A 24,485-nucleotide genomic window follows, 5' to 3' on the forward strand; every position below is an offset into this window, starting at 1 on the left:
GAATCAGGCAGCGATCCGGCCGAGATCGGGCGCCAAAACAACAGTAGGATCCGCATCGCCGCGTCGAACGATCGGCGTCGGCGAGCTGCGAATCGCGCGCTCTTCCTCGATTTCCAGGCTACGCAGCTCCGCGTCGAGCTCGGCGAGGCGGCGGCGCCGGTCTGCGGCGCTGATGCCGGGCTCGGGATGTGCCTCGAAGGCAATCGCGGCGAGCCGTGCGGCGGTGCGCTCGAAGTCCAGCGCGGCGACGATCGAAAGCACGTCGATCCTGGATGCGGCGTGACTCGTCAAGTCGGTTTTGCCTTTGCGCAGCCGGGAGGGGTTAAGGATGTCCCGGCCGCGCTCGGCAAGGTGCTCGACCTCGGCGGCGATGCTTTCGGCCGCTTCGGCTTGGGCGGGCCACTCGCGTTCCACGGCTTTGCGCTCGGCTTGCAGGGCGGTGATGCGGTCGCGGATTTTCTCAATGGTCATGCGATGGTTCCGATGATGTAGATGTTGCTGTTGTCGCTGCGGCGCTTCGCCGGCAGGCGTGCCCACGCGCGACCTCGCAGCCCGTCGCGGCGGAAGATGTCGCCTCCGCGCACCCATAGCCCACGCGCTGTCGGCGCCGGTTCGCTGTCGCTGAAAATCACCTCGAAGCCGTCCACGCCATCGCACTGACACGCGAAATCGAGCGAGGCGCCGGCGATCTCCGTATAAGCCGCAGTCAGGGGCACGGGGTCAGCCATTGGCGATGCGCCCGGTGTTGTCCTCCAGCCATTCCTCGCACGCGGTCAGCAGCTTGATTTGCGGCTTCCAGGCGGCTTGCGCGGACTCGATCGCCGTTTCCAGCTCGGCTAGGCGCTGCTCGACCATCTTCAGGTCAATTCGGGCGCCGGCTAGCTTCGGGTCTTCGGGCGTGCCGGGCACACGAGGATTGCGCTGCAGGTCCACTCCCCATTGGGCGATGTACCGCGCAAGGTCTTGGCGCTCTTGGTGCAGCGCGAGGCGTTCGCCGATCAGCCCGGACAGGGCAGCGTGCGCGCCCTTGGCGGCGCGTCGCAGCTCCCGCAAGCGCATCTCGTAGGGCTCGAGCTTGGCGGCTCGGGCTTGCTTCTGAGCAAGCGTCAATGGTGCCGAGATCATCGCTGAAAGCCTCCGCGATCCGGCCGCACAATCCGCGATCGCGGCGCGCTCATGTCCACGTCGCGCGCGGGTCCACCGGTGCGGCCTGACGACAGGGCTTTTTCGAGTGCTTCCATCGCGCGCATTTGCGCGTCAGTAGTCCCGGACGCAGAGGGGCCGGCCTGGTTGGCGCGGTGCGGCTCGTTGGCGGCGATCTGCGCGAGGGCTTCGTCCATCTCGGCTTGCTGCTCGGCGGACATCTTGCGCGGCGTTGGATAGTGGCCTGCGGTGATCTCGGGGCCGATCGCTGCGCCGACGGCGAGCGCGACCGGCCGATGTTTGATGATGCTGTTGTCGATCATGTTCGTGTCCGGTGTTTGGAGTGCGGACATTTTCAGCCGACGAATCAACCATCAAAACCGGGTGTTTGGTGTTCGGCGATAATGCGCTTCAGGTGCGTCGCGGATGTCGGAGCCGGTGCGCTGCTCAAGGCGAACCACAGCTCGCACTGCAGAGGGCTAAGGCGTGCCGGTGGTTGTGCATGGTGCCGGGACCATCGCCAGGTGGACGCCTCGAACATCCCGATCTCGCTCGCCAGCTCACGGATGCGCGCGGGGGTAGACGTGTCTTCGTTGAACGGGACCAGGGCGAAGGCGCGGCGGAGGTGCCGATCTCGACGGGAAAGGCGCTCGCGGGTCGCAAGGCTCGCGATGCCGCGGCCGCGGATGCCGAGACCCTCATCCAAGGTCGCCACAGCTCCGGTGGCCGCTAGGCGCAGCCCATCGGCGAGGAAAGCCGCGGCCTCCGGGTCGGTCCGGGCGGTCGCGGTGATCGCGCGGCGCAGCATGGCGAGCCCTTCATTCTGTTTCATATCGACAATCTCGATCCATAGCCAGTTGACATCGAACATATCTGCTGCCGAGACCCTAAGCGACTGAAATCCTGTCGAAAACCGGGGCTCGAATTCCCCGCGGTTACGGCGGGGGTGCCGGGGTCCCATCGCTGCTGAATCTTCCGAGAGAACATGCGGTTGCGAAACTCAGCCGAGCCCGTTGGATGCTGCATCGAAAGCATGACCCTCAAAACGCGGAAGTCAGCAGCCGGCCGACGTGGTTCATGGTGTCGAGATCCACGTCGGCGGCGAACCGAACGGCCGCCCTACCCTGCTCATCTACGGCGACCTCCGTAACCGCGTCGGCGAGATCCTCCACCTCTAAGCAGAACCTCAGCTCGTCCACCGTCCACGGTTCCCGGCGCGTCACGGATCCAGGGCGAGCCTCACGCGGGTTTCGCGTCTGCTCGCTCTTGGCCCACTTCCGCGCGAACTTCATGCAGGTGGTTGCCTTCCCGATGACGAAGACCTTCCGAGCGGTCACACAGTAGTTCGTCGCGCTGGTGAAGGACTGACAGTCGCAACAGCGGACCTGAGGGCGGTCATCATCCTTGCGGGCCATGCCAAGCCCTCCCGGTGTGTGTGCAGAAAACTAAGCCCCTCTCTCCCTGGAAATGTCGGGAAGTCGGGAAGGTATGGTTAACCCATTGCCTTGATTGATAAAACGCCTTCCCGACAGGGCTTTTCGGGTCGGGAAGGCAAGTCGGGAAGCGTGCCGTTACCCTTCCCGACTTTTGCAGCCTTCCCGACTTCCGAAAAACCATGTCGGGAAGGTCTAACCCCACGCCAGCCTTGAGCAAAACAGCAACCTTCCCGACTTCCCGACTTTTCACAGATAACACCTATTAACTTTCATGGAGAGCGGGGGAGGCTTCGTGTTCAGGCGATCCGCTCGGAAGCAACTGCCCTAGAGGCATCCGCCACACACGATCGGGGGAGATGTTGGCCCGGTTATGCTTGTGCCCGATGTCGCGCCCCGAGCCCCGCTGCAGGAATCCGCGTTCGGCGAGCGCTTTCGCCAGCCGGTGTTGCGAACGCGGCGCCCCTGCTCCCTGGTCTCTGGCGAGCTTGGCAATCGCCGTATACGCGGCGGCTGGACTGAGCCAAAGCTGCGGGCCTAGGTCGTTGGCTTGGTCGACGAAGTAGCCGATCGGCTCCCCGAGTGCCTCGAATCGCTGCTCTACGCGCGGCTCCCCGTCTGGTCCCTCATTGCGGTGCATGTGAATGGTTGTTTTCCAGCCCAAGAGGTGTGATCGGGATACGGGCGGTTTCGACGCCGGCACTTGTGCTGCGTCGATGACGTGGACGCGACCGAGAGAGAATGCCGCCCTGAGTAGTTCCATCGCGCGAACGGCATCCTCCGAGGTTTCCTGCAGGTCGGCTTGAACCCTCGCTTGGTCCAGCAAGGCGCTTTTGCACCGCGATTCGAGATCGGCGGCGCGCTCCCGAGACAGCGCCCCGATGTCGAGCGCGAAGCGAAAGAAGACTTCGATCGAGAGACGCATTCCCGCCAAGTTGGCCGGGATGCGCTCATGGTCCCGAAGCTCCGAGCCGACTTCGGCGCGAAGCTCTTCGTAGCGGATCGGCAGTTCGGCTTCGAGCTGCTCCGCACGGGAGGCGATCCACCGCAGATATCCGGACATCGCGGCGGCGTAGATTCCCGCTCTGGCGTGACGCTGGCACTCGGTAAGGATGTCCAGCTCCATCGTCCCCGGGGTCAAGCTGAGAATCCACATTCGCGCCCGCAACGAACGCCCGGCCGGTAGGTCTTCACCGGATGCCGAGACCATGCCTCTCGGGTAGTAGGTCCGACGCAAGCGGGTGTCGGCGGTCATGCGCCCCCGGCCGGCTTGGTTGGCGGCGCCACGAAAGACGCGATCGGCCTTGATGCTCATGGCCTGTTGATCGCTCGCGGTCCCTTGAGGGTTGTAGTCGTCGATCTCGAACAAGGCATCCTTGATGCCGAACGCCTTTTTCATCATGGCGTTTTCGGTACTGGACCAGCTTTCGGGGAAGGACCGCGCATTCCAGCCCTGCCCATAGTGGGCCATCGCCAGGGCGGCGATCTCGGACTTGAAGGTCCCCGACCGGCCGTCTACGAAAACCCCGCAATCCTGCCGATACCATCCGCCGAGCGGCGGGCCGTAGATCCGCGCCAACTGGACGGCGCCCACGCCGTCGTTAACGAGCCGCATCTGGAGCAGCGATTTCCGCACCGCGTCAACCAATGCCGGCGGTTCCGGTGGGTGCGGGAGGTGGTAGTTCATCAGGTTGTCTTCGAGCTCGACATCAATGTCGTCTCGGGCTCCATTCGCCGTGATCGCGCCTCCCGCGTGCAGGTAAACAAGCTCGCCGCCGATCTTCCTCCATCCCGTGTGGGTGTAGATTTGGCGTGTCACCATGTCTCGGCTGTAGGTCTGGATCGCCGCCCGCAGATGGTCACGGACGGATGACCCGGCCGTGACGACGTATTGATGACCGAGCTTGTTCGTGACCCACGCCATCCCGCTGAACTGTGCGGTCAGGATCTCCACGTCCACCGTTGAGACGCCACCCGCGGAGGGCCGATAAACCTTGAGCTGCGTTCGATGCTCGGTCTCCACGCCGTCGTCATACAGGCGCTGCTCGGCGACCACGGCCGAAAAGTTGGCGAGCGGTATCCGCTTCTCGGTCGTCTCCCTGGATTCGCCGCGGCCTGTCGTGATGGTCCGCAACTGGTAGAAAACCCCTTTAGACCAGACGTAGGGGCCGATCTGTTCATCCTCCGGGACCTCTTCGGGCTCGGGCTCCGGCTCCGCTGCGGGTGGCGGTCGTTCCTCCGCGTGACGGGCGCGCGGGTTCGCCCATCCGCACTTTTGCGCCTCAGCGAAGACAGCGCGGTAATCCAGCTCCGAGCCCTGGAAGCTGCGCCACTTGGCGGCGGCTTGTGCCGCGTCGAACTTCTCGGATGTCGCGCTCCAAGCGAGCCACAAGCCCCGGCCGATGTTGCCGTAAGCCGAGAGCGCGAGCCCCATCCGAACCCACGTTTCATAGGGGTCGGCGTCGATGGTAAAGAGGGCTTCGCGTAGCTCGGAGATTTGGCGCGGCTCAAGGGCATGCCGAGGTGTTGCTGTGGGCTCCGCTTCGCGACCCGATTCATGGCCGCGATGCAAAGGCGTCAGGGTGTCGCGAACAAAAGGGGCAAGGTCCTCAAGGTCGCCCCCGAGGGCCTCGCCGGTAACGGTGAAGTAGCGACCCCTGCAATACGCCTCGATCCCGGTCTTGTTTGAGCCCAAGCCCTCGAACGCGGAACCGTGGCCGATCGCGTGCACTCCCTTACCGGACGGCGACCGCTCCACGTAGCCCGGTAGGATGTCGATCAAAGCTGCAAGCTCGGACCGCTCCGCCGTGTTGTCTAGGTCGATCCCTTGCCAGACGAGTCCGTCATCATCCGGACCGAGCGCAAATCCGAGCCCAGCGTATCCGCCACGCGCGACGGCGTGGACGGCTTCGTCCATCGTCACCAGGCAAGCCAGATCCTCCGGACTGTCGAGCTTTCCGGATCGCTTCTTACCGTTGGCGTAGTACGGGACCTTTCGCGGCTTCGGTTTGGCCGGTATCAGCTTCCACACCAGCCAGCGCCGCGCGGCCTGCATGGTGGTGGGAATCTCAAGCTGGAGTGTTTCCAGGGGTGGCGGTGTCGGGGCGTCGTCACGCATGGGTGAAGAACTCCCGCGTCACCGTAACGCTGTACCGGGCTCGCCGGCCGTCGCGCAGACGCACCGTAACGCCAGACACGGCGACGGTCTCGGGGAGAACGCCGGTCGTCTCGGCGTATTTCATGAGGGCATTCTGCAGCCCGGATCCGAGCGATTGCCTCAGCGGCGCGTGTCGGTTCCGGGGCGGTTTTGGCAAGGTTGGGGTGGGCATGTGATCGGCCTCCAAGCATGTGGACGGCCAACCGCGCAAAGACGGGAGCAGACACGACAGATGCACCGCGGGCGCGGTATCATCATCATGCCGGTGCACCTTTGGCTTTGATCGGTCGGTGCTTAAACGTCGCGGTCGGACTTGCAGGTCCTCCGCGAACGGCTCACAACATAATTGATCGAGGCGATAACATCCAGACCGACCGGGGCGCAATCCCGGCCGGTCTTTCTGTTTCCGCTCCATCGGTCGCTCGTCTTGGCGCGCCGGCTCATAGCTGGCCACCTTCCCTGATCCGCTCGAGCGCATCCCGAACAAGCTCTTCCGCCAGGTCGTTCGCGGCGGATCCGCGCGCGCTGGCCATGGCTCGAAGGGCGTCCGCCTCGCTGGGCTTCATCCACACACTCAGCTCTACAACGCCTTCAGGATCCGCTACAGCTTCCGGCGGAACCGCCGGAACCGTTTCTTTTTTGCCACCCAACTCGACAACGCCATCGGGCTCGGTCGCGGGGGCAGGTGCGTTTTGCAGATCCTCCGCTTTCTGCGCTTCGTCGCGGATGATCTCCAGGACCTTCGTGGCGAGCCCGGGACCGCACAGAGAGCCGCTCGCCCCGGGACGAGGGATATATTCGCCGCTGGCTACAAGTTCCGCGCGATGCTTCCGAATGAACCACTCGAACGACGAGTAGCTCTTGAAGATCGAGCCGCCTTTCTCGGCGACCCATTGGCGCATCGTTCGCCAATCTGACAAATCGACGTGAACGGGTTGGGATTGCATGAACTGGCCTCCGAAAGTTCGCCACCACGGCGTGTTTCAGCAGGCTAAGTTGTTTTTCATACTGTTCAAGCTGCTTTTGCTGAAACCGACCCGAAGCGTCGTGGAACCCCTCACTTCGTCGGTCGGTTTCTTGTCGGGCGGGTGTTGCGATGTCTCTAGCCGAACACGCGATCCACCACGTCGAGCTTGTCGGATGCGTTGGCGTGCATGTAGCGCGCGCTCGCGCTCAAGGTGCGGTGTCCCATGACGGCCATGATGGCGGCCTGATTGACCCCGGAGGTTGCCATCGCATGCCCGCAGCCGTGGCGCAGTTGATGGAAGTTGCGACCCGGCAGACCCGCCTCGGTGCAGACGCGAATCCAGAGACGGCGGAACCCGAACGGGCGCCCCTCGCTACCCTCGAAGACCAGGGCATCCGGTTGCTTCCCCGGCAGCAGGCGCAGTGCATCGGCCGCACGCGCGGAGAGTGCGGAGACCTGGGGCCGGCCGTTCTTGGTCTTCAGTACGGTGATGGTGCGGCGCTCAAGGTCCACGTCGCCCCATCGAAGGGTCATGAGATTGCCGACGCGCAACCCGGTGTGAAAGGCAACCAGGACCAGGGCAGACAGCTTGCCCCATCGGGTGTCGAGTAGACGGGTGACGGCAAGGATACGCTCGACCTCCTCCGCGCGAAGGTATCGGTTCGGGTCGGCGGGCTCGGGGGATTTCTCCACGCCGCGCGTCGGGGGCACATGGGCACGGGGCAGCAGACGCAGGCGTCGAGCGTATTTGAAGACGGAGGCGAGTTGCGAGACGTAGCGGTTATAGGTGGCGCCGGACATGGGCGCGCCGGCCGGCTCGGTGGCTTGACCGCGGCGGGGCACCAGGCGCCCGCGTTCGGCGAGCCGAACAAGCGCAAGGTCCACGTCGTCGGCGGTGATCTCGGCGAGATCCCGAGAGCCGAGCGACTCATCCCAAAACGCGAGACGGGCCAGGGTTCCCCGGTCGAATTCGCGCGACGCGACGAACGCGTCAATGGTCACGGAAAGTGTAGGCATAAAACTTGCTCCGAGTGCAAAACGATCAGAACCGTGAACTGATCGCCGTGGCGGCGCACTTTCGGAAGCAATTTCAAGCGCTTAGGGTTGAATTGGAGCGGGAAACGAGATTCGAACTCGCGACCCCAACCTTGGCAAGGTTGTGCTCTACCACTGAGCTATTCCCGCTTTGGAGCCGTGCATTTTAAGGCCTTTTGCGATGCTGTCAACCCCTGGATTGCATCCGATCTCGCGGCTCGCAGGGGCGGTGTGGACAAGGCTCCGCTGACGGCTTCGCGCCATCGCTCGGAGCCGGGCTCAACCACGCCCCTCGATATCGACCTGACCGGACAGGCTCGGCCAAGCGGCGTGCAGATAGAGCACCATCGACCAGAGTGTCAGGACGGCAGCGACGTACAGAAGAACGACACCCAACCCGTAGACCCAGGGTCCGAAGACTGTATCGTGCAGGATCATGAGCACGATCGAGATCATCTGGGCCGTGGTCTTGATCTTGCCGGTCATGGAGACCGCGACCTTGGCGCGCGCACCGATCTCGGCCATCCACTCGCGCAGCGCAGAGACCGTGATCTCGCGTCCGATGATGACCATCGCCGGGAGCGCCAAGAACGTGCGAGGGTCGTACTGAACGAGCAGGACGAGCGCGACCGCAACCATCAGCTTGTCGGCGACCGGATCGAGGAAGGCGCCGAGCGGCGAGGTCTGCTCCCAGAGACGCGCAAGATAGCCGTCAAGCCAATCCGTCAGGGCGGCCGCACCGAAGACCGCGGCGGCGACGTAGGGCGCCCAGGGTGCGCCCATGTAAAAGACGACGACAAACACCGGAATCAAGACAATCCGGAGCATCGTCAGAATGTTGGGGATATTCCACATACGTCAGGGCCCAGTGGCCTCCTCGTGAAAGGCATCGTAGATCTGTTGGGCCAACTGCCGGCCGATGCCGTCGACGCAGGCAATGTCCTCGACCCCTGCGTGGGCCAGGCCACGGATGCCGCCGAACTGCTTCAAGAGACGTTGGCGGCGCCGCGGTCCGATCCCGGCGAGCCCTTCCAGCGTGGAGGTGGTGCGTGCCTTGGCACGACGCTGGCGATGACCGGTGATCGCGAAGCGATGGGCCTCGTCGCGGATCTGCTCGATCAGATGCATGGCGGGGGAGTCGCTTGCCAGTATAAGCGGCGACTCGACGCCCAACAACCAAAGCAGCTCGGTGCCCGGACGCCGATCAGGCCCCTTCGAAATACCCACCACCTGCAGGGCGGCGATACCGAGCTCTTGGAGCGCATCGCCGACCGCGCGGATCTGTCCCCGTCCGCCGTCGATGAAGAGGATATCGGGGATCGGATACTCGCCCTGCATCACTCGGGTGTAGCGCCGGGTCAGGGCCTGATGCAGGGCCGCGTAGTCGTCGCCGGGGGTGATGCCCTCGATGTTGAAGCGGCGGTAATCCGACTTGCGCGGCCCCTCGCCGTCGAAGACCACACAGGAGGCGACGGTGCGCTCGCCTTGGGTGTGGCTGATGTCGAAGCACTCCATACGCTGCGGCCGCTCGGGGAGCTCCAGGGCATCGCGCAGCGCCTCGATACGGCGTCCGTAGCCGGCCTGGCTGCCGAGCCTGGACTTGAGCGCGACCTCGGCATTGCCGCGGGCCATCTCGAGCCAGCGCGCACGCTCGGCGCGCACCCGCCATTTGATGTGCACACGCCGCTCGGCGCGTTGCGAAAGCGCCGTCTCCAAGAGCACACGCTCCTCCGGCTCGACGCTGACGACCAGCTCGGGCGGGATCTGCTTGTCGGCGTAGAATTGGGCGAGAAAGCCGGCCAGAAGGGTCGCGTCGTCGGTGTCCTCCGGCGTCCTCGGAAAGAATGCCTTGTTGCCGAGGTTGCGCCCGGCGCGGACGAAGAAGACCTGCACGCAGCTCGTCCCGCCCTCCTGCGCGCAGGCGATGATGTCCAGGTCGCCGCCCTCCCCGCTCACGTATTGGCGTTGCTGGATCCGGCTCAGGGTCGCGATCTGATCACGCAGCACGGCGGCGCGTTCGAACTCGAGCGCGGCGGCGGCCTGCTCCATGCCGCGACCCAGATCCGCGATCACCTCTTCGGCGCGCCCGTCGAGGAACTGGATGGTGTGGGCGACATCCTCGGCATAAGCCTCGCGGCTGACGAGTCCGACACAGGGGCCGCTGCAGCGCTTGATCTGATACTGCAGACAGGGTCGCGAGCGGTTGTTGAAGAAGCTGTCTTCGCACTGACGCACCGGGAAGAGCTTCTGCAGCAACTGAAGGGTCTCGCGCACCGCCCAGGCGCTTGGATAGGGGCCGAAGAGGCGCCCTTTGGATTTGCGCGGACCCCGATAGAAGGCGAGTCTCGGGAACGCGTCCTGGGTGCTGAGATAGATGAAGGGATAGCTCTTGTCGTCGCGCAGCAGGACATTGAAGCGCGGACGCAGTGACTTGATGAGGTTGCTCTCGAGCAGCAACGCCTCGCCCTCGGTGCGAGTCACCGTCACCTCGATGTCGGCGATCTGGCTCACCATCACCTGAAGACGACGTGTCAGGGCCCGGCTGAAATAGCTCGACACCCGGCGCTTGAGGTTCTTCGCCTTGCCGACATAGAGCACGGCGGCCTCGGCATCGAGCATGCGATAGACGCCGGGGCTTTGGGGGATGCGCTCGAGGAGGGCTCGCGCGGGCTGGCTGCACTCGGCATCCGGATCTGCAGGGGTGTCGTTCATGTGCGGATTAGAGCGCAAACGACCGATGCCGATCCAGACCAAACCTCAATGCAACACGAGGCGCTGTCATGCCGAACCGATCTTTCGCTTCGCCCCGGACCGCCCTCTCCTTTTGATCCACGTCAAGGCTGCATCCTTACGCCATCGCTAGGGTAAGTCGCTGCGACAGCGCACCCCGACCCCGCGAGGTCCGGCCACCTCAGCGCAAGACGACCTGCGCGATCCGGCTCGACCGCCTCCGACACCAACTCCCGACGCTCGGGAGCCGGCCCTGCTCGGGCTCGCTCCCGACCACCGATAAGGACAAGCACACAGATGCGCGTCGACCCGCTCACCAAGACCAAAAGACCGATCAGCGTCCTTGCGCTCGGCTTCCGGCCCTTCTTCCTGGCCGCAGGGATCGCCGCCATCCTCTCCGTCTTGATCTGGCTCGCGATGCTGACGGGGCATGTCCCGCAGCCCGGCTATCTCGCCGGGCCGGCTTGGCACGCCCATGAGATGCTCTTCGGTTATCTGGCGGCCGTCATCGCAGGGTTCCTGCTGACAGCCGTGCGCAACTGGAGCAGCATGGACACGCCGACGGGTCCGGCACTGGCGGGATTGGTCGCACTCTGGTTGGCTGCGCGTCTGATGCCCTGGCTCGGGCTGCCGCCGCTGCTGGTCGCCCTCACCGATGTCGCCTTCTTCCCGGTTCTGGCGTTCGCATTGCGACGGCCGCTCTGGTTCGGTCCCAACCCGGTGAACCGCGTCTTCCTGCTGCTGTTCGCCGGCATGATGCTCGCGAGTGCTTCGGTGCATCTGGATGTGCTCGGCGTCCTTCCGGGCGGGGTGGCGCGGGGTCACCGTCTGATGCTGGACCTGGCCATCCTGACGATGCTTTTGGTCTCGGGCCGCGTGATGCCCTTCTTCATCGAGCGCGGAATTGCCGGCGCCAAGCCGCGAAGCTTTCAGTTCCTCGAGCGTCTGAGCTTCCTCCTCGCCGCAGCACTCCTGGTCGCGGACCTCATGCAGCCCTATGGATCTCAGTCAGGCGCTTTTGCGATTGCGTTGGGTCTGGTGCTCTTGATACGGATCCTCGGTTGGCACGATCGACGTCTCTGGACAACACCCATGTTGACCGTACTCTATGTCGGGCTGCTCTGGCTTGCGCTTGGCCTGATCCTGGACGGTGTCCCCGCCTTTACCGACCTACCCGCCCGCGGCGCGCTGCACACCCTGACCATCGGGGCCATCGGTGTGGTGACGCTCGGGATGATGGCCCGGGTCGCCGTCGGCCATACGGGTCGCGCGATGCAGGCCGCTCGCCTGACCATCCTCGCCTTCGTCCTGATCAACTGCGCCGCGGCTTTGCGCGGTCTCGCACCTCTGATCTACCCGGCCGGTTACCACGCCTGGCTGATGAGCGCCGGGATCTGCTGGATCCTCGCCTTCGGACTCTTCCTCTGGGTTCATGCACCTATGCTGGTCGCGCCCCGACCGGACGGGCGATCCGGCTGACGCCTCATCGGGCCGCGGTTACCTGCGCGTCTTGGCCGACTGCGCCCGAGCCTGCAGCTTCGGCGCCGGACGGAGTTTATCGAGGATATGACCGAGACTCAGGATCGGATGAGGTCGGAGCATGCGCGGGCCGGCATAGCGCATGACATCGCGCACGCGCTCGCGCATCACGGCGCTGTAGCAGTGCACCTCGCAGAGATTGCAGGCCGGCTTTTCGTCCTGGAAGGGACAGGTGTCGAGACGGCGATGCGAATAGTCCAGCAAGGACACGCACTCGGCGCAGAGTCCCTTGTGACCGGGATGATGGTCCCGGCAGTAGATGGCCATCATGGCGGTGATGGTCTTCTTCTCGCGCCTTATGCGTCGGCCGAACGGCATGGGGTGTCCTCGGATTCGGATCGGAAGCGGGTCTCCTCGACGATCAGTCGTCGAGGATCGAGATGTAGGCGAAGATGTCGCGCAGCTCCTCGGCGCTGAAGGCGGCAAGCAGCTCCTCGGCATCCGGGTCGGAGGGATCATGCACACGCCGCTTGTCGATGTATTTCTCGACCTGACGATGCAGATAGCCGGTGTACTGACCGGCCAACATGGGCACGGCATCGCGCTCGCGGCCCAGACCATCGCGACCGTGGCAGGAGGCGCACTCCTTAGCGTAGAGGCGCTCGCCGGCAATCGTATCGCCCTCCGCGCGCGGGATCTGAACCATCCGCTTCGTGGCCATCAGCCGCTCGTAGGCGTTGAAATCCGCCGCGGTCTCGTCGACCGGCGGCAGTCGACTCGGCAGCTCGATCGCCGCCAGAAAGGCGGAGATATCGCGGACATCCGAATCCGGCATCTGTCGGTGATCGGTGTGCTCGACCATGGCCAGATTCTCGCGCTCGCGACCTCGGAACAGCTCGAGCTGCCGTGCGATGAAGGCCGCCGGGAGACCGGCAAGCCGGGGATATTCGCCGTCTTTTCCGCCTTGGCCGTACTCGCCGTGGCAGCCGGCACAGACCTCGTTGATCTCGGTGGCGTTGTCCATGTCCGCGTCGGCGAACGGATCCGCGACCTCCTCGGCGAGCGTACAGGGCGCGGCGAGCAGGCAGCCGAGGAGGAGGGCAAAGCCTCGATTGACATGCCGCCAGGACCGGCTCATCTCCAGTTCTCCGGATAACGTCTGGTTGCCGGGATATTGTTGACGATCAGGGCCACCCCCAACAGGATCAGCGGCCCGAGCGTCGCCGGAATCAGCACATAGAAATAGCCCATCGCGTGAATCTCCTCCGATCCGATGACCGCGATCAGTGCGGTTGCCCCGCCCGGCGGGTGCAGTGTCTTGCTTAGGTGCATCAACGCGATGGCCGTCGCCACGGCCACCGCTTGGGCCAGCCAGGGGTCTGCCGAAAGCAGCTTCCAGCTGGTCACGCCGACCAGCGCCGAGATGAGGTGACCGCCGACCAGATTGCGGGGTTGAGCCAATGGACTGCGCGCCGCCCCGTAGAGCAAGACTGCGGACGCACCGAGCGAACCGATGGCGAGCGTGAGATCGGTCCCCGAGAAGAACGCCTGATTGACCCAACCCACCAAGCCGATCCCGATGAATGCGCCTATCCACGACCAGAAGACCTCCTGATTGCTGACCCGCGGCGGACTTCCGCGGGTCGTCCCGCGCATCTTTCGGACGTAGGCCATCAGGCTCAAGACATTGCCTCCAACTGGCGTGCGTATCGGTTTTCCGGCGCGACTTCGGGGCGATTCGGGGGCACCTCCGCACGGTCATACTTCCAAGGCCGGTCGCTGCGATGATTTTACGTTGCAGTACTGGTGGACAAGCGCAGCGCGGTTCACCAGTGCCGGCGCGGGGTTCGGTGGACTTCGCTCTCGCTCGTCCCTACCGGTCGGTCTTATGAACGACTGAACGACGCCGTCCGAACCGTCCCGCAACCGTCCTGAACCCTCGACCTGGATTTGAATCTTGCGGCTCGATCGGAACCTTGACCCATATCAAGCCGGGCATACAAATCGAGAGCCCGAGGGCGCGCGCCGAGCGGTCGGCGGCGCGCACCTGTTCGAGATGATCCCGAAGGATGTGACCCTGCTCGCTGGGCGCACGGCATGAACGGATTGATTTGCCTCAAGGCGCTCTGCGGATAATCCACGCCTAATGGGATAGGCCAGCGGCGATATCGCCGCTTATTCGAGGGTCATCAGGTGACAGAGAACAATCTTCATCTCTTTCAGGAACCGGACCACACCAGCATCGACGAGATCCGGGAGCTCGAGCTCTCCGACGCCGACATCATCGACGCGATGCGGGAGATTCCCGGTTATATCGACATCACGACGACTGACTTCAGAACCATCTATCACCTCGCCCATGCCCATGCTGTCGAGCGCATGAACAGCCGAATGTGTGCGAGGAATCTCATGCGCTCGCCGATCCAACCGCTGCATCCGAAAACACCGCTTTACCAAGCGGCAGGACTCTTCGTGCGCCAAGGTGTCAAGGCCCTGCCGGTGGTCGTGGGCGGCGGGCTGGTGAGCGGAATCCTGACCGAGACGGATATTCTCAAGCGACTCGGCGCGGATAGTTTCTTGGAGCTACTTCCGCGATTGCTCGAGCACTGCGACCAGCTCGCCGAATGCTGTCACGAGACAGCGACAAGCATGATGATGACGTCTCCGGCGGTGACCGTGACCGAGCAGGCCGGTTTCTCGGAGATCATGTCCGCGTTCAGGAATCACGGCGGGCGTAGCATGCCGGTCGTGGACGGCCGCAGCCGTCTGGTGGGGCTTCTGATGCGCAAGGATTTTCTCGCTTCCTGTCAACTCGACCTGCAGTCGCTCGACGAAGAAGCGCTCGATTGAGGGGCGCTTCGCAGCAGACTCGCTCCAAAACTATTTGCAGCCAGGTGAAGAGCCGCGGGCGCTCTTCCAGCTTCTGCGCCTCGGCAAGATGACCTCGATCCAAGCTGGCGCCAATCGAGATCTCGGCAATGCGGCCTATTCAGCCAAACGGGCCGCCTACGCCCAAAGCGGCGTCGCAATCATCCGCCGGATCGGGCCGAGGCCATGCCGAATGGACGCCCGAGCGCGTCGCCTCGCGCCGGATGCGGACGGCGACTCAAGCAACATCGATCCGGCGTCACGCCCGACTGGCCTCGCGCAGCGATCGGCGTGATGAGCACCATCCGCGGTCTGACTGGAATCGCGGCTGCAGCCGTCATCCGGATACAATGCATGACGACCGGCAACAGGGCGATCAGGAACAATCCGAAATCCATGAACATGTAAGTTGATGCCGTTCACGGATCTGTACGCCTTGTTGTTGAGTCGTCAATCACCGCGGCACGCCTCAGCACAGGACAACACCATGCCCGAGCATTTCAAAGACCAAGACTTTCTGTCCTTGCGGATCGCTGTCCTGACCGTCTCGGACAGTCGTACCGAGGAGGACGACACCTCGGGGCGCCTGCTGGTGGAGCGCGCCGAGGCGGCCGGACACCGGGTCAAGACCAAACGCATCGTCCCGGACGACATCTACCGGATGCGCGCGGTCTTCTCCGCATGGATCGCCGACCCCGAAATCCAGGTCATCCTGAGTACCGGCGGCACCGGCGTGACCGGTCGAGACAGTACCCCGGAGGCCGTGACCCCCCTGCTCGACAAGCCACTCGAGGGTTTCGGCGAGCTGTTTCGGAGCTTTTCGCTCGAAGAGATCGGCACCTCCACCCTGCAGTCACGCGCGCTCGGAGGACTGGCCAACGGGACCTTCATCTTCTGCCTGCCGGGCTCGAGCGGGGCTTGCCGTACCGCCTGGGATCGCATCCTGCTGGCGCAGCTGGACAGCCGCACGCGACCGTGCAATTTCGCGCAGCTCATTCCGCGTTTGCTGGAGCGTTGAGCATGGCAACCGATCCTTGCCGCTGCGACGCGCCCGGCCGTGCGACGCTGACCAAAGAGCAGGCGCTCGAGCGCCTGCTCGCGCGTGTGGAGCCCGTCGACGGGACCGAAACCGTTTCGATCGCCGAGGGACTCGGACGCGTCCTGGCCGAACCGGTCACGAGCGCGATCAACGTCCCCGCCTGGGACAACAGCGCGATGGACGGCTATGCGATCCGTCATGCGGATCTGGCGGCCGACGCCGGGCGCCTGCGCGTGGCTCAGCGAATCCCCGCCGGCTCCAGCGGGAGCGCACTGGAACCCGGCACGGCGGCGCGCATCTTCACGGGTGCCCCGGTGCCGGAAGGCTGCGATACGGTGGTCGTCCAGGAGATCTGCGAGGTCGCGGGGGACTGGGTCCAGATTCCGCTTGACTGCGGGACGGACGCGAACATCCGCCGTCTCGGCGAGGACATCCGGGCCGGTGCCGAGGTCATCGCCGCGGGTACCCGTCTCACGCCTCAGCATCTGGGACTGGCCGCCTCGGTCGGTGCCGCACGGATCCGCGTGCATCGGCGTCTGCGCGTCGCGGTCTTCTCCAGCGGCGACGAGCTGGTGATGCCGGGCGAGCCACTCGGCCCCGGACAGATCTACAACTCGAACCGTTTCATGCTCTTCGGGTTGCTCGAGCAGCTCGGCTGCGAGCTGGTGGATCTAGGAATCGTGGAGGACAGCCTCGCGGCGACCGAGCAGACATTGCTGCGCGGCGCGGCACAGGCCGATCTGATCGTCGGCAGCGGCGGCGTCTCGGTCGGCGAAGAGGATCACATCAAGAGCGCGCTCGAACGCGTCGGCACACTCGAGCTCTGGACGATCGCCATCCGCCCCGGCAAGCCGCTGGCCTTCGGTCGGATCGGCACGACACCCTTCATCGGTAATCCGGGTAATCCGGTCTCGCTGTTCGTGACCTTCTGTCTGTTCGGCATCCCGGTGATCAGACGGCAGCAGGGTGTCGCCGGGGACCTGCGTCCCCCGAGTCTCAGGATCCGTGCGGGTTTCGATTGGACACGTCCCGACAAACGTCGTGAATTTCACCGCGCGCGCATTCAAATCGGCGAAGACGGCGCGCAGGAGCTGGCGGTCTTCCCCAGCCGCTCATCCGCCGTGCTCTCTTCGGTCGCTTGGGCGGACGGTCTGGTGGAGATTCCCGAGAACCAAGTCATCCACAAAGGCGACTTCGTTGATTTCATCCCGTTCCGGGGTCTCTTCGGCTGAACCGCGTCCGTTGAAACATGAATGTGGCGGGGTCGGATCCATCTTGCCTTGGTCAAGTGCCATGGGAAGACGCAGTTTAGAGTTCTGATTTGTCATTATCCTAAAGCGCGTCAGCTCCGGCATGTATGGTTTCAGCTGTAGCCGATCCAATCCAACAACAGCCCATGCCACTCCGGACGCCGGTGAGCATCGGAAGGAAATAATATGATCGATATCCTGTACTTCGCTCGGCTCAGAGAGAGTCTTGGACTGGCGCGGGAGCAAATGGATGTCTCGCAAAGCATCGACTCCATCGCGGATCTCCTCGCGCACCTGCGTATTCGTGGAGAGCCCTGGTCAACGACATTGGCCGAAGGCGAATCCGTCCTGGCGGCAGTGAATCAAGAGATTGCCCGACTGGACACGCGAATCAAAGACGGCGACGAGATCGCATTCTTCCCGCCGGTTACCGGCGGATAGAGCATGCGGGCCATCAATATGAGCTGGTCGGCTGGGCAACCGGAGGCGGCGATCGATCTGGTCATGACCTGCCTGCAGATTCCCGAGCGACTCTGGATGGATTATTTCGCCCTCGAGCTCTCCAAGCGTCATGGCTGGGCCGGCTTCGTGCATTGGCATGCACAGGAAAAGGACTACTACCGGCAGGACCTTAATCCGGCGGACCAGGTCGATTTCAGACAGACGAACACTCGATACACAGGGAAAAACAAGGCCGATGCGAAACAAAAGGCCATGCACCCCTTCGGTTGCATGGCCTTTCATGTCTCACGGGATCCGAGAGATCGAATCCCGCGAAGACGCTGGGTCGCCGCCGATCAGTTGCGTGATTTGTCGACCAGTTTCTTCTCGCGGATCCAGGGCATCATGTCGCGCAGACGCTCGCCGACCTCTTCGATCTGGTGCTCTTCGCCGAGTCGACGCATGGCTTTCATCGACGCTGCACCGGCCTGGTTCTCGAGGATGAACTCCTTGGCGAACTGGCCGTTTTGGATCTCGCCGAGGATGCGCTTCATCTCGGCCTTGGTCTCGTCGGTGATGATGCGCGGACCGCGCGTCAGGTCACCGTATTCGGCGGTGTTCGAGATCGAGTAGCGCATGTTGGCGATGCCGCCTTCGTAGATGAGGTCGACGATCAGCTTGACCTCGTGCAGACACTCGAAGTAAGCCATCTCGGGCGCATAACCGGCCTCGACGAGGGTCTCGAAACCGGCCTTGATCAGCGAGGTCAACCCGCCGCAGAGCACCACCTGCTCGCCGAAGAGATCGGTCTCGCATTCCTCGCGGAAGTTGGTCTCGATGATCCCGGCACGTCCGCCGCCGTTGGCCGAGGCATAAGCCAATGCGATGTCGCGGGCCTGACCGGTCGCATTCTGATGGACCGCGATCAGGCTGGGCACGCCGCCGCCCTGGGTGTAGGTCGAGCGCACCAGATGGCCCGGACCCTTGGGCGCGATCATGATGACGTCGAGATCTTCACGGGGCGTGACCTGGCCAAAGTGCACGTTGAAGCCATGGGCGAAGGCGAGCGCGGCACCCTGCTTGATGTTGGGTGCGACCTGATCGCGATAGAGCGCGGCCTGATGCTCGTCGGGCGCCAGGATCATGACCACGTCCGCACCCTTCACGGCCTCTTCGATCGCGCGAACCTCGAGCCCTGCATTGGCCGCCTTGGCGGCAGAGGCTGAACCCGGCCGCAAGCCGACCACGACAGACACGCCGGAATCCTTCAGGTTGTTGGCATGGGCATGACCCTGCGAGCCGTAACCGATGATGGCGACCTGCTTGCCCTGGATGAGGGAGAGGTCGGCGTCTTTGTCGTAGTACACGTTGATGGTCATTGAAGTGAATCCTTCTGATGGAGATGTGTGAGGCGAATCGGTAGGCGAGAAGCCTTCAGGCTCTCACTCAGGCCCGACTCGGGACTGTGAACCGCAACCGCGCAAGCAGCTCAATCCGAAAAAAGAGTGAAGACTTCAACCGCGCCCGCCGCCGAGGTCACGGACAGGCGCCCTACCGAGCGAACAGGAAAACGCTTCCTGTCTCACGGAGGGCCACTCACGGAAGCGGTTTAAATGGTGAGACCCTTGTCGCCGCGCGAGATGCCGGTGGGCCCCGAGCGGACGACCTCGACGATCAGCCCTTCCGGCACGGCACCGATGAAGGCGTCCAGTTTCTTCGACGCGCCGGTCAACTCGATGACATAACTGGTGTCGGTCACGTCGATGATCTTGGCGCGGAAGATCTCGGTCAGGCGCTTGAGCTCCTCGCGGTCCTGCCGCTCGGCGCGCACCTTGATCAACATCATCTCGCGCTCGATGTGCGGACCCTCTGAGAGATCGAGAAGCTTCACGGTATCGATCAGCTTGTTCAGCTGCTTCTTGATCTGCTCGACCACATCGTCGTTGCCGGTGGTGACCAGGGTCATCCGCGAGAGGGTCGGATCATCCGTCGGGGCGACGGTCAGTGATTCGATGTTGTAGCCACGGGCCGAGAAGAGCCCGGCGACGCGCGAGAGCGCACCCGCCTCGTTCTCCAGCAGCACGGCAATGATATGTCTCATGTCTTAAGATCTCTTTCGCTCGGGACGCGGTCTAGGCCAGCTCACGATCCGACAGACTCGGTGCAAGCTGCATCTCGTGGTGGCCCTTGCCGGCGGCGATCATCGGGTAGACGTTTTCAGTCGGATCCACGATGACGTCCATGAACACGAGGCGATTCTTCATCGCGAACGCCTCGGTCATCGCGGCCTCCAGATCGGCCGGCTGGTCGACGCGCATGCCGACATGTCCGAAGCTCTCGGCGAGCTTCACGAAGTCCGGCAGGGCATCGACATAGGAGTTCGAGTAGCGGCTCTCATAGAAGAACTCCTGCCACTGACGCACCATGCCCATATAGCCGTTATTGAGCAGGATTATCTTCACGGGCAGCCCGTACTGAAGGCAGGTGGCCAGCTCCTGGATGCACATGAGGATGCTCGCCTCTCCCGAGATGCAGGCGACCTGCGCATCCGGAAACGCGAGTTGTACCCCCATCGCCGCCGGGAGGCCGAAGCCCATGGTCCCCAAGCCACCCGAATTGATCCAACGCCGCGGCTTGTCGAACGGATAGAACTGGGCGGCAAACATCTGATGCTGACCCACATCCGAGGTCAGATAGAGATCGCCGCCGGTCACCTTGTAGAGCGTCTCGACCGCGAACTGCGGCTTGATGGCCGTGCTGTTGCGGTCGTAGCGCATGCAGTCCACCGCACGCCACTCGGCGATCTTGGACCACCAGTCGGCAACCGGATGCTCGTCGCGCCGCGGGGCCAGCTCGCGATAGAGCTTGATCATGTCGGAGAGCACGTTGGCCACCTGTCCCACGATCGGGACATGCACCTTCACGTTCTTGGAGATCGAGGAGGGATCCACGTCGACGTGGATGATCTTCGCATGCGGGCAGAAGTGCTCGATCTTGCCGGTGACCCGATCGTCGAAGCGCGCGCCGATGGCGATCAAGACATCGGTCTCGTGCATCGCCATGTTCGCCTCGTAGGTCCCGTGCATCCCGAGCATGCCGATGAACTGCGGATCGGTCATCGGATAGGCACCGAGTCCCATCAGGGTGCTGGTGACGGGAAACCCGGTCATGCGGACGAAGTCCGTCAACTGCGCCGATGCCTCGCCGAGCACCACGCCGCCGCCGGTGTAGAAGACCGGCCGCTTGGCTTGGATGATCAGATCCACGGCCTTGCGGATCTGCCCCGGATGCCCTTTGAGTACCGGGTTGTACGAGCGCATCTTCACATCGCGCGGATAGTCGTACGGGATCTTGATGTTCGGATCCGTCACGTCCTTCGGGATATCGACCACCACGGGGCCGGGTCGACCGCTCATCGCGATATAGAACGCCTTGCGGATCGTCACCGCGAGGTCGCGCACGTCCTTGACCAGGAAGTTGTGCTTCACGCAAGGCCGGGTGATGCCGACCGTGTCGACCTCTTGGAAGGCATCGCTGCCGATGACCGGAGTGGGCACCTGGCCGGTCAGGACCACCATCGGGATGGAATCCATGTAGGCGGTCGCGATCCCGGTGACCGCGTTCGTCGCACCCGGACCGGACGTCACCAGACAGACGCCGCACTTGCCGGTTGCACGCGCATAGCCGTCCGCGGCGTGCGAGGCACCCTGCTCGTGACGTACCAGGATGTGCTTGACGGACTCCTGCCGAAACAGGGCGTCGTAGATGTGCAGCACGGCGCCGCCGGGATAGCCGAAGACGAACTCGACGCCCTCGTCGGCGAGCGCCTGAACGACGATTTCGGCCCCGCTCAGCTCGACACCACTCCGCTCCGGCCGCTCCGGCTCGGCCCCATCGAGTTGCGCTTCAGACAGTGCCACCTCGGTGACCTCCGATCAGTCCCAAAAGGGTTCAAAAGCGATCGAAATTACCGCGATCGGCGCAGCCGGTCAAGCGAGCTGCGGATTCGATCCGCGGGCGTCACCGAGCCGCCGGACCCACGACGCCGATTCAACGGCAACGCGTCGGGCGTAATCGGCTCATTCTGGCTGCAGGGAGACCGTAGGCGCAGTCATGAACGTCTTGGAGAAGGCCCAGCTCGTCCCAGGCATCCTTCGGCCAGCCTCCCGGCTCGACCCGATCACCCAGGGTCAGGTCCTGGAACACGAGGTCGAACGCCTCCGGGTCTCCCCACACGAAGCGCAGACTTCTCAAGGCATCGGGAAAGCGCGACTCCAAGAGCGAAGCGTCGCCATGGTCACCGAGCGTGTGGTCTTCCGTCTGCCGAGCGAGATGCATCGCGCGCAGCCAATTCGGAGCACCCGCAAAACTGGACTCGGGGTCTTTCCACACCGGCGGAAGCTGCGCGATCAAGAGGTCGACAAATGTCTTGATCGCCGGTATCGGATGCTCGAATCCCAGCTCGAGACCGAAGAGCTCAGATTGAGCAAATCCATCCAGCTTGACCCGCTCGACCGCGCGCACCCGTGCCCGCAACAAAAAGCCGGGTAGAGCATCCGCCCCGCGAATGGAGAGACGGATGCTCTGACCAGCCTCGTAAGCCTCGAAGACGGTGATGTTCAAACGTCCGGCCGCGATCTGCTCGAGCATCTCGCGCATCGCTGCGGCATCCTCGACCACAACCTCGAGCTCGCGCGCCAGCGCACCTGCGTCTCGGTCCTTCGAGTCGTCCGCCGCATCGAGCATCCTCAGAAGTTTTTCCAACCGGGCTTGGCTTCGTGGCGAGAGGCTCGCGAACCGCACCGCGACCTGGTGATGCCCGGACCCCAGCCGCTGCGCCCGCACGACCTCCGCGTCGATTGAAACCTTTTCACTTCCTCTCCAGGGAAACATCAAACGGAGCGTCCCGGTCAAGGAGTCGAGCGGCACATCGGCGACGAACTGCGCGCCGCCCCAGGAGATGTCCTGGTTCATCGCAGTGATCGGTTCGGAGAGTGTCGGCAAGAAGACCTGGATCGGGATGCGCACGCAAATGCGGCGCTGGGTCCGCCGGTTCGCAACCGAGGCCGGACTGTTTGGACTGGAATCCTCTGATCGCTTTGTCATTTTACACTCGAATCACAGCGCGGTTGTTTCGATACTGGTTGAACAATACACTTCGCGACTTTACGCTGCCGATAGTCCTGCCGATGCGCACCTCTCAGTTCCCGATCCAGACCCTCAAAGAGACCCCGTCCGACGCGGAGATCGCCAGTCACCGCCTGATGCTGCGTGCCGGCATGATCCGCAAACTCGCGGCCGGGCTCTACACTTGGCTGCCGATGGGGCTGCGCGTCCTGCGCAAGATCGAAGGCATTGTCCGCGATGAAATGGACCGCGCCGGTGCCTTGGAGGTTTCCATGCCTGCTGTGCAGCCCGCCGAGCTGTGGCAGGAATCCGGCCGTTGGGACCAATACGGCCCGGAGCTGCTGCGTCTGCGCGACCGCCACCAACGCGACTTCTGCTTCGGCCCGACCCACGAGGAGATCATTACGGATCTCGCCCGCAACGAACTCAAAAGCTACAAGCAGCTGCCGATCAATTTCTACCAGATCCAGACCAAGTTCCGCGACGAGATTCGACCGCGCTTCGGCGTGATGCGCGCCCGCGAGTTCCTGATGAAGGATGCCTACTCCTTCCATCTCGACGACGCCTCGCTCGAAGACACCTACCGGCAGATGCACGCGGCCTACAGCCGCATCTTCAGCCGCTGCGGGCTCGATTTCCGCCCGGTGCAGGCCGATACCGGCAGCATCGGCGGCAACGCCTCGCATGAGTTCCATGTGCTCGCGGACTCGGGCGAGGACGCCATCGCCTTCTCCGACAGCAGCGACTACGCGGCCAACGTCGAGCTGGCCGAGGCCCTCGCCCTGGCCGACGCTGCCCCGGCGCCGCAGGAGGGTGCGCGCCTGGTCGATACACCGAACGCACGCACCATCGCGGATCTGGTCGAGCAGTTTAACCAGCCGATCGAGCGCACCGTCAAGACCCTGGTGGTCGCCGCCTCAGCCGCGAGCGAGTCCGCTCTGATCGCACTGCTGGTGCGCGGCGATCACGAGCTCAACGCCATCAAGGCGGAGAAGCTGCCCGGGGTCGCCGCGCCGCTGCGCATGGCAACGGAGACCGAGATCCGCGAGGCGATCGGCGCCGGTCCCGGATCGCTCGGCCCGAAGCACCTGCCGATCCCCTGCATCGTGGATCGCACCGTCGCGGTCACCGGCGATTTCAGCGCCGGGGCCAATCAGGACGGCAAGCATTGGTTCGGTCTGAACTGGGGCCGAGATCTGCCGCTTCCCGAGGTCGCGGATCTGCGCAATGTGATCGACGGCGATCCGAGTCCGGATGGCTCGGGTCATTTGAAGATCGCGCGCGGGATCGAGGTCGGACATATCTTCCAGCTCGGGCGCAAATACAGCGAGGCCATGAAGGCCAACGTACTCGGCGAAGACGGCCGTGCCACCACCCTCACCATGGGCTGTTACGGTATCGGGGTGTCGCGTGTGGTCGCCGCGGCGATCGAGCAGCATCACGACGAGCGCGGCATCTCTTGGCCGGCGCCGATCGCGCCCTTCCAGGTCGCACTCCTGCCCATGAAGCTCGGCAAGTCGTATCGCGTCCGCGAGGCGACGGATCAGCTCTACGAGGATCTCAAGCAGGCCGGGGTCGATGTCCTCCTCGACGATCGCGACGCTCGGCCCGGCGTGATGTTCGCCGACATGGAGCTGATCGGCATCCCGCATCGCATCGTCGTCGGCGACAAGTCGCTCGACGACGGTCAGGTCGAGTACAAGGGCCGCAACGACAGCGAGACCCAGCTCATCCCGATCGAGGAGATCGTCGGCTGGTTGTCGGCGCGGCTTCGGGCGGGCTGATTCAGGCCGCCAGCCGCCAGCGATCCTCGCGC

25 protein-coding genes and 1 tRNA gene are annotated in these 24,485 nt (G+C 63.9%); 6 read left to right on the plus strand and 20 right to left on the minus strand.

Annotated features, from left to right (window positions below):
• Positions 1–3: 3 nt before the first annotated feature.
• From B4N44_RS10410 to uvrC, 13 genes are all read right to left on the minus strand, one after another.
• Complete coding sequence (locus tag B4N44_RS10410) at positions 4–537, minus strand: hypothetical protein (protein WP_296700350.1); 534 nt, start codon at positions 535–537, stop codon at positions 4–6.
• Complete coding sequence (locus B4N44_RS10415; RefSeq protein WP_296700352.1) at positions 468–728, minus strand: hypothetical protein; 261 nt, start codon at positions 726–728, stop codon at positions 468–470. The genes B4N44_RS10410 and B4N44_RS10415 overlap by 70 nt, the downstream gene beginning before the upstream one ends.
• Entirely contained in the window at positions 721–1,125 is a 405-nt protein-coding gene (locus tag B4N44_RS10420; protein ID WP_296700355.1) for a hypothetical protein, read from the minus strand. The genes B4N44_RS10415 and B4N44_RS10420 overlap by 8 nt, the downstream gene beginning before the upstream one ends.
• The gene (locus tag B4N44_RS10425; RefSeq protein ID WP_296700358.1) at positions 1,122–1,466 is read right to left on the minus strand and encodes a hypothetical protein; all 345 of its coding nucleotides are present in this window, start codon (positions 1,464–1,466) and stop codon (positions 1,122–1,124) included. The genes B4N44_RS10420 and B4N44_RS10425 overlap by 4 nt, the downstream gene beginning before the upstream one ends.
• A gap of 44 nt (positions 1,467–1,510) precedes the next feature.
• Positions 1,511–1,975 (minus strand): hypothetical protein, encoded by a 465-nt coding sequence (locus tag B4N44_RS10430; protein ID WP_296700360.1) that lies wholly within the window; start codon positions 1,973–1,975, stop codon positions 1,511–1,513.
• 208 nt (positions 1,976–2,183) lie between these two features.
• Positions 2,184–2,558, minus strand: a complete 375-nt coding sequence (locus B4N44_RS10435; protein ID WP_296700363.1) for a hypothetical protein — start codon at positions 2,556–2,558, stop codon at positions 2,184–2,186.
• A 283-nt stretch (positions 2,559–2,841) separates the two neighbouring features.
• Entirely contained in the window at positions 2,842–5,694 is a 2,853-nt protein-coding gene (locus B4N44_RS10440; RefSeq protein WP_296700366.1) for a PriCT-2 domain-containing protein, read from the minus strand.
• Positions 5,687–5,905 (minus strand): hypothetical protein, encoded by a 219-nt coding sequence (locus B4N44_RS10445; protein WP_296700368.1) that lies wholly within the window; start codon positions 5,903–5,905, stop codon positions 5,687–5,689. The genes B4N44_RS10440 and B4N44_RS10445 overlap by 8 nt, the downstream gene beginning before the upstream one ends.
• A gap of 268 nt (positions 5,906–6,173) precedes the next feature.
• On the minus strand, positions 6,174–6,680 hold the full coding sequence (locus B4N44_RS10450; RefSeq protein ID WP_296700371.1) for a hypothetical protein: 507 nt from the start codon (positions 6,678–6,680) through the stop codon (positions 6,174–6,176).
• 155 nt (positions 6,681–6,835) lie between these two features.
• Positions 6,836–7,717, minus strand: a complete 882-nt coding sequence (locus tag B4N44_RS10455) for a tyrosine-type recombinase/integrase (RefSeq protein ID WP_296700373.1) — start codon at positions 7,715–7,717, stop codon at positions 6,836–6,838.
• Positions 7,718–7,810: 93 nt separating this feature from the next.
• Positions 7,811–7,885 (minus strand) — tRNA-Gly (locus B4N44_RS10460).
• 129 nt (positions 7,886–8,014) lie between these two features.
• Complete coding sequence (gene pgsA, locus B4N44_RS10465) at positions 8,015–8,590, minus strand: CDP-diacylglycerol--glycerol-3-phosphate 3-phosphatidyltransferase (protein ID WP_296700376.1); 576 nt, start codon at positions 8,588–8,590, stop codon at positions 8,015–8,017.
• Positions 8,591–8,593: 3 nt separating this feature from the next.
• Positions 8,594–10,447, minus strand: coding sequence for an excinuclease ABC subunit UvrC (uvrC, locus tag B4N44_RS10470; protein ID WP_296700378.1), 1,854 nt, complete (start codon positions 10,445–10,447; stop codon positions 8,594–8,596).
• A gap of 315 nt (positions 10,448–10,762) precedes the next feature.
• Between uvrC and B4N44_RS10475 the strand changes: the two genes are divergently transcribed.
• Positions 10,763–11,944 (plus strand): NnrS family protein, encoded by a 1,182-nt coding sequence (locus B4N44_RS10475; RefSeq protein ID WP_296700381.1) that lies wholly within the window; start codon positions 10,763–10,765, stop codon positions 11,942–11,944.
• Positions 11,945–11,962: 18 nt separating this feature from the next.
• Here B4N44_RS10475 and B4N44_RS10480 read toward each other — a convergent pair whose 3' ends face one another.
• From B4N44_RS10480 to B4N44_RS10490, 3 genes are read right to left on the minus strand one after another with little or no spacing between them, the layout of a single operon-like run.
• Complete coding sequence (locus B4N44_RS10480; RefSeq protein ID WP_296700385.1) at positions 11,963–12,322, minus strand: nitrous oxide-stimulated promoter family protein; 360 nt, start codon at positions 12,320–12,322, stop codon at positions 11,963–11,965.
• Between the two features lie 43 nt (positions 12,323–12,365).
• Positions 12,366–13,082 (minus strand): c-type cytochrome, encoded by a 717-nt coding sequence (locus B4N44_RS10485; RefSeq protein WP_296700388.1) that lies wholly within the window; start codon positions 13,080–13,082, stop codon positions 12,366–12,368.
• Positions 13,079–13,618: an HPP family protein gene (locus B4N44_RS10490; protein ID WP_296700444.1), complete on the minus strand. Its 540-nt coding sequence runs from the start codon at positions 13,616–13,618 to the stop codon at positions 13,079–13,081. Before B4N44_RS10490 ends, B4N44_RS10485 begins: the two co-directional genes overlap by 4 nt.
• A gap of 519 nt (positions 13,619–14,137) precedes the next feature.
• On the opposite strand from B4N44_RS10490, the gene B4N44_RS10495 reads away from it, so the two are divergent.
• The 4 genes from B4N44_RS10495 (at position 14,138) to moaD (ending at position 17,542) form a co-directional block, all read left to right on the plus strand.
• Positions 14,138–14,794: a CBS domain-containing protein gene (locus B4N44_RS10495; RefSeq protein WP_296700390.1), complete on the plus strand. Its 657-nt coding sequence runs from the start codon at positions 14,138–14,140 to the stop codon at positions 14,792–14,794.
• 505 nt (positions 14,795–15,299) lie between these two features.
• Positions 15,300–15,830 (plus strand): molybdenum cofactor biosynthesis protein B, encoded by a 531-nt coding sequence (gene moaB, locus B4N44_RS10500; protein ID WP_296700392.1) that lies wholly within the window; start codon positions 15,300–15,302, stop codon positions 15,828–15,830.
• A 2-nt stretch (positions 15,831–15,832) separates the two neighbouring features.
• A complete protein-coding gene (gene glp / locus B4N44_RS10505; RefSeq protein WP_296700395.1) occupies positions 15,833–17,083 on the plus strand; it encodes a gephyrin-like molybdotransferase Glp in 1,251 nt (416 codons plus the stop codon).
• A gap of 204 nt (positions 17,084–17,287) precedes the next feature.
• On the plus strand, positions 17,288–17,542 hold the full coding sequence (gene moaD / locus B4N44_RS10510; RefSeq protein ID WP_296700398.1) for a molybdopterin converting factor subunit 1: 255 nt from the start codon (positions 17,288–17,290) through the stop codon (positions 17,540–17,542).
• Between the two features lie 356 nt (positions 17,543–17,898).
• On the opposite strand, the gene ilvC is transcribed toward moaD, so the two are convergent.
• From ilvC to B4N44_RS10530, 4 genes are all read right to left on the minus strand, one after another.
• Positions 17,899–18,915 carry a ketol-acid reductoisomerase gene (gene ilvC, locus B4N44_RS10515; RefSeq protein ID WP_296700447.1) on the minus strand — a complete coding sequence of 339 codons (1,017 nt, stop codon included), beginning with the start codon at positions 18,913–18,915 and terminating at the stop codon, positions 17,899–17,901.
• 236 nt (positions 18,916–19,151) lie between these two features.
• Positions 19,152–19,643 carry an acetolactate synthase small subunit gene (gene ilvN / locus B4N44_RS10520; RefSeq protein ID WP_296700401.1) on the minus strand — a complete coding sequence of 164 codons (492 nt, stop codon included), beginning with the start codon at positions 19,641–19,643 and terminating at the stop codon, positions 19,152–19,154.
• A gap of 31 nt (positions 19,644–19,674) precedes the next feature.
• The gene (locus B4N44_RS10525; RefSeq protein WP_296700404.1) at positions 19,675–21,462 is read right to left on the minus strand and encodes an acetolactate synthase 3 large subunit; all 1,788 of its coding nucleotides are present in this window, start codon (positions 21,460–21,462) and stop codon (positions 19,675–19,677) included.
• Positions 21,463–21,592: 130 nt separating this feature from the next.
• On the minus strand, positions 21,593–22,648 hold the full coding sequence (locus tag B4N44_RS10530; RefSeq protein WP_296700407.1) for a PilZ domain-containing protein: 1,056 nt from the start codon (positions 22,646–22,648) through the stop codon (positions 21,593–21,595).
• A gap of 83 nt (positions 22,649–22,731) precedes the next feature.
• On the opposite strand from B4N44_RS10530, the gene B4N44_RS10535 reads away from it, so the two are divergent.
• Positions 22,732–24,453, plus strand: a complete 1,722-nt coding sequence (locus B4N44_RS10535; protein WP_296700450.1) for a proline--tRNA ligase — start codon at positions 22,732–22,734, stop codon at positions 24,451–24,453.
• Positions 24,454–24,485 lie beyond the last annotated feature (32 nt).

This window comes from Thiocapsa sp. UBA6158 (assembly GCF_002423035.1).
In the GTDB taxonomy this organism is placed as follows: Bacteria; Pseudomonadota; Gammaproteobacteria; order Chromatiales; family Chromatiaceae; genus Thiocapsa.

Bases quoted from the DNA above. Each gene is read 5' to 3' on its own strand.
- moaD (WP_296700398.1), top strand. From the start codon at position 17,288: ATGATCGATATCCTGTACTTCGCTCGGCTCAGAGAGAGTCTTGGACTG.
- uvrC (WP_296700378.1), bottom strand. From the start codon at position 10,447: ATGAACGACACCCCTGCAGATCCGGATGCCGAGTGCAGCCAGCCCGCG.
- B4N44_RS10475 (WP_296700381.1), top strand. From the start codon at position 10,763: ATGCGCGTCGACCCGCTCACCAAGACCAAAAGACCGATCAGCGTCCTT.
- B4N44_RS10435 (WP_296700363.1), bottom strand. From the start codon at position 2,558: ATGGCCCGCAAGGATGATGACCGCCCTCAGGTCCGCTGTTGCGACTGT.
- B4N44_RS10530 (WP_296700407.1), bottom strand. From the start codon at position 22,648: ATGACAAAGCGATCAGAGGATTCCAGTCCAAACAGTCCGGCCTCGGTT.
- B4N44_RS10455 (WP_296700373.1), bottom strand. From the start codon at position 7,717: ATGCCTACACTTTCCGTGACCATTGACGCGTTCGTCGCGTCGCGCGAA.
- B4N44_RS10490 (WP_296700444.1), bottom strand. From the start codon at position 13,618: ATGGCCTACGTCCGAAAGATGCGCGGGACGACCCGCGGAAGTCCGCCG.
- pgsA (WP_296700376.1), bottom strand. From the start codon at position 8,590: ATGTGGAATATCCCCAACATTCTGACGATGCTCCGGATTGTCTTGATT.
- B4N44_RS10425 (WP_296700358.1), bottom strand. From the start codon at position 1,466: ATGATCGACAACAGCATCATCAAACATCGGCCGGTCGCGCTCGCCGTC.
- B4N44_RS10450 (WP_296700371.1), bottom strand. From the start codon at position 6,680: ATGCAATCCCAACCCGTTCACGTCGATTTGTCAGATTGGCGAACGATG.
- B4N44_RS10445 (WP_296700368.1), bottom strand. From the start codon at position 5,905: ATGCCCACCCCAACCTTGCCAAAACCGCCCCGGAACCGACACGCGCCG.
- ilvN (WP_296700401.1), bottom strand. From the start codon at position 19,643: ATGAGACATATCATTGCCGTGCTGCTGGAGAACGAGGCGGGTGCGCTC.
- glp (WP_296700395.1), top strand. From the start codon at position 15,833: ATGGCAACCGATCCTTGCCGCTGCGACGCGCCCGGCCGTGCGACGCTG.
- B4N44_RS10440 (WP_296700366.1), bottom strand. From the start codon at position 5,694: ATGCGTGACGACGCCCCGACACCGCCACCCCTGGAAACACTCCAGCTT.
- B4N44_RS10420 (WP_296700355.1), bottom strand. From the start codon at position 1,125: ATGATCTCGGCACCATTGACGCTTGCTCAGAAGCAAGCCCGAGCCGCC.
- B4N44_RS10480 (WP_296700385.1), bottom strand. From the start codon at position 12,322: ATGCCGTTCGGCCGACGCATAAGGCGCGAGAAGAAGACCATCACCGCC.
- B4N44_RS10430 (WP_296700360.1), bottom strand. From the start codon at position 1,975: ATGAAACAGAATGAAGGGCTCGCCATGCTGCGCCGCGCGATCACCGCG.
- moaB (WP_296700392.1), top strand. From the start codon at position 15,300: ATGCCCGAGCATTTCAAAGACCAAGACTTTCTGTCCTTGCGGATCGCT.
- B4N44_RS10485 (WP_296700388.1), bottom strand. From the start codon at position 13,082: ATGAGCCGGTCCTGGCGGCATGTCAATCGAGGCTTTGCCCTCCTCCTC.
- B4N44_RS10535 (WP_296700450.1), top strand. From the start codon at position 22,732: ATGCGCACCTCTCAGTTCCCGATCCAGACCCTCAAAGAGACCCCGTCC.
- B4N44_RS10415 (WP_296700352.1), bottom strand. From the start codon at position 728: ATGGCTGACCCCGTGCCCCTGACTGCGGCTTATACGGAGATCGCCGGC.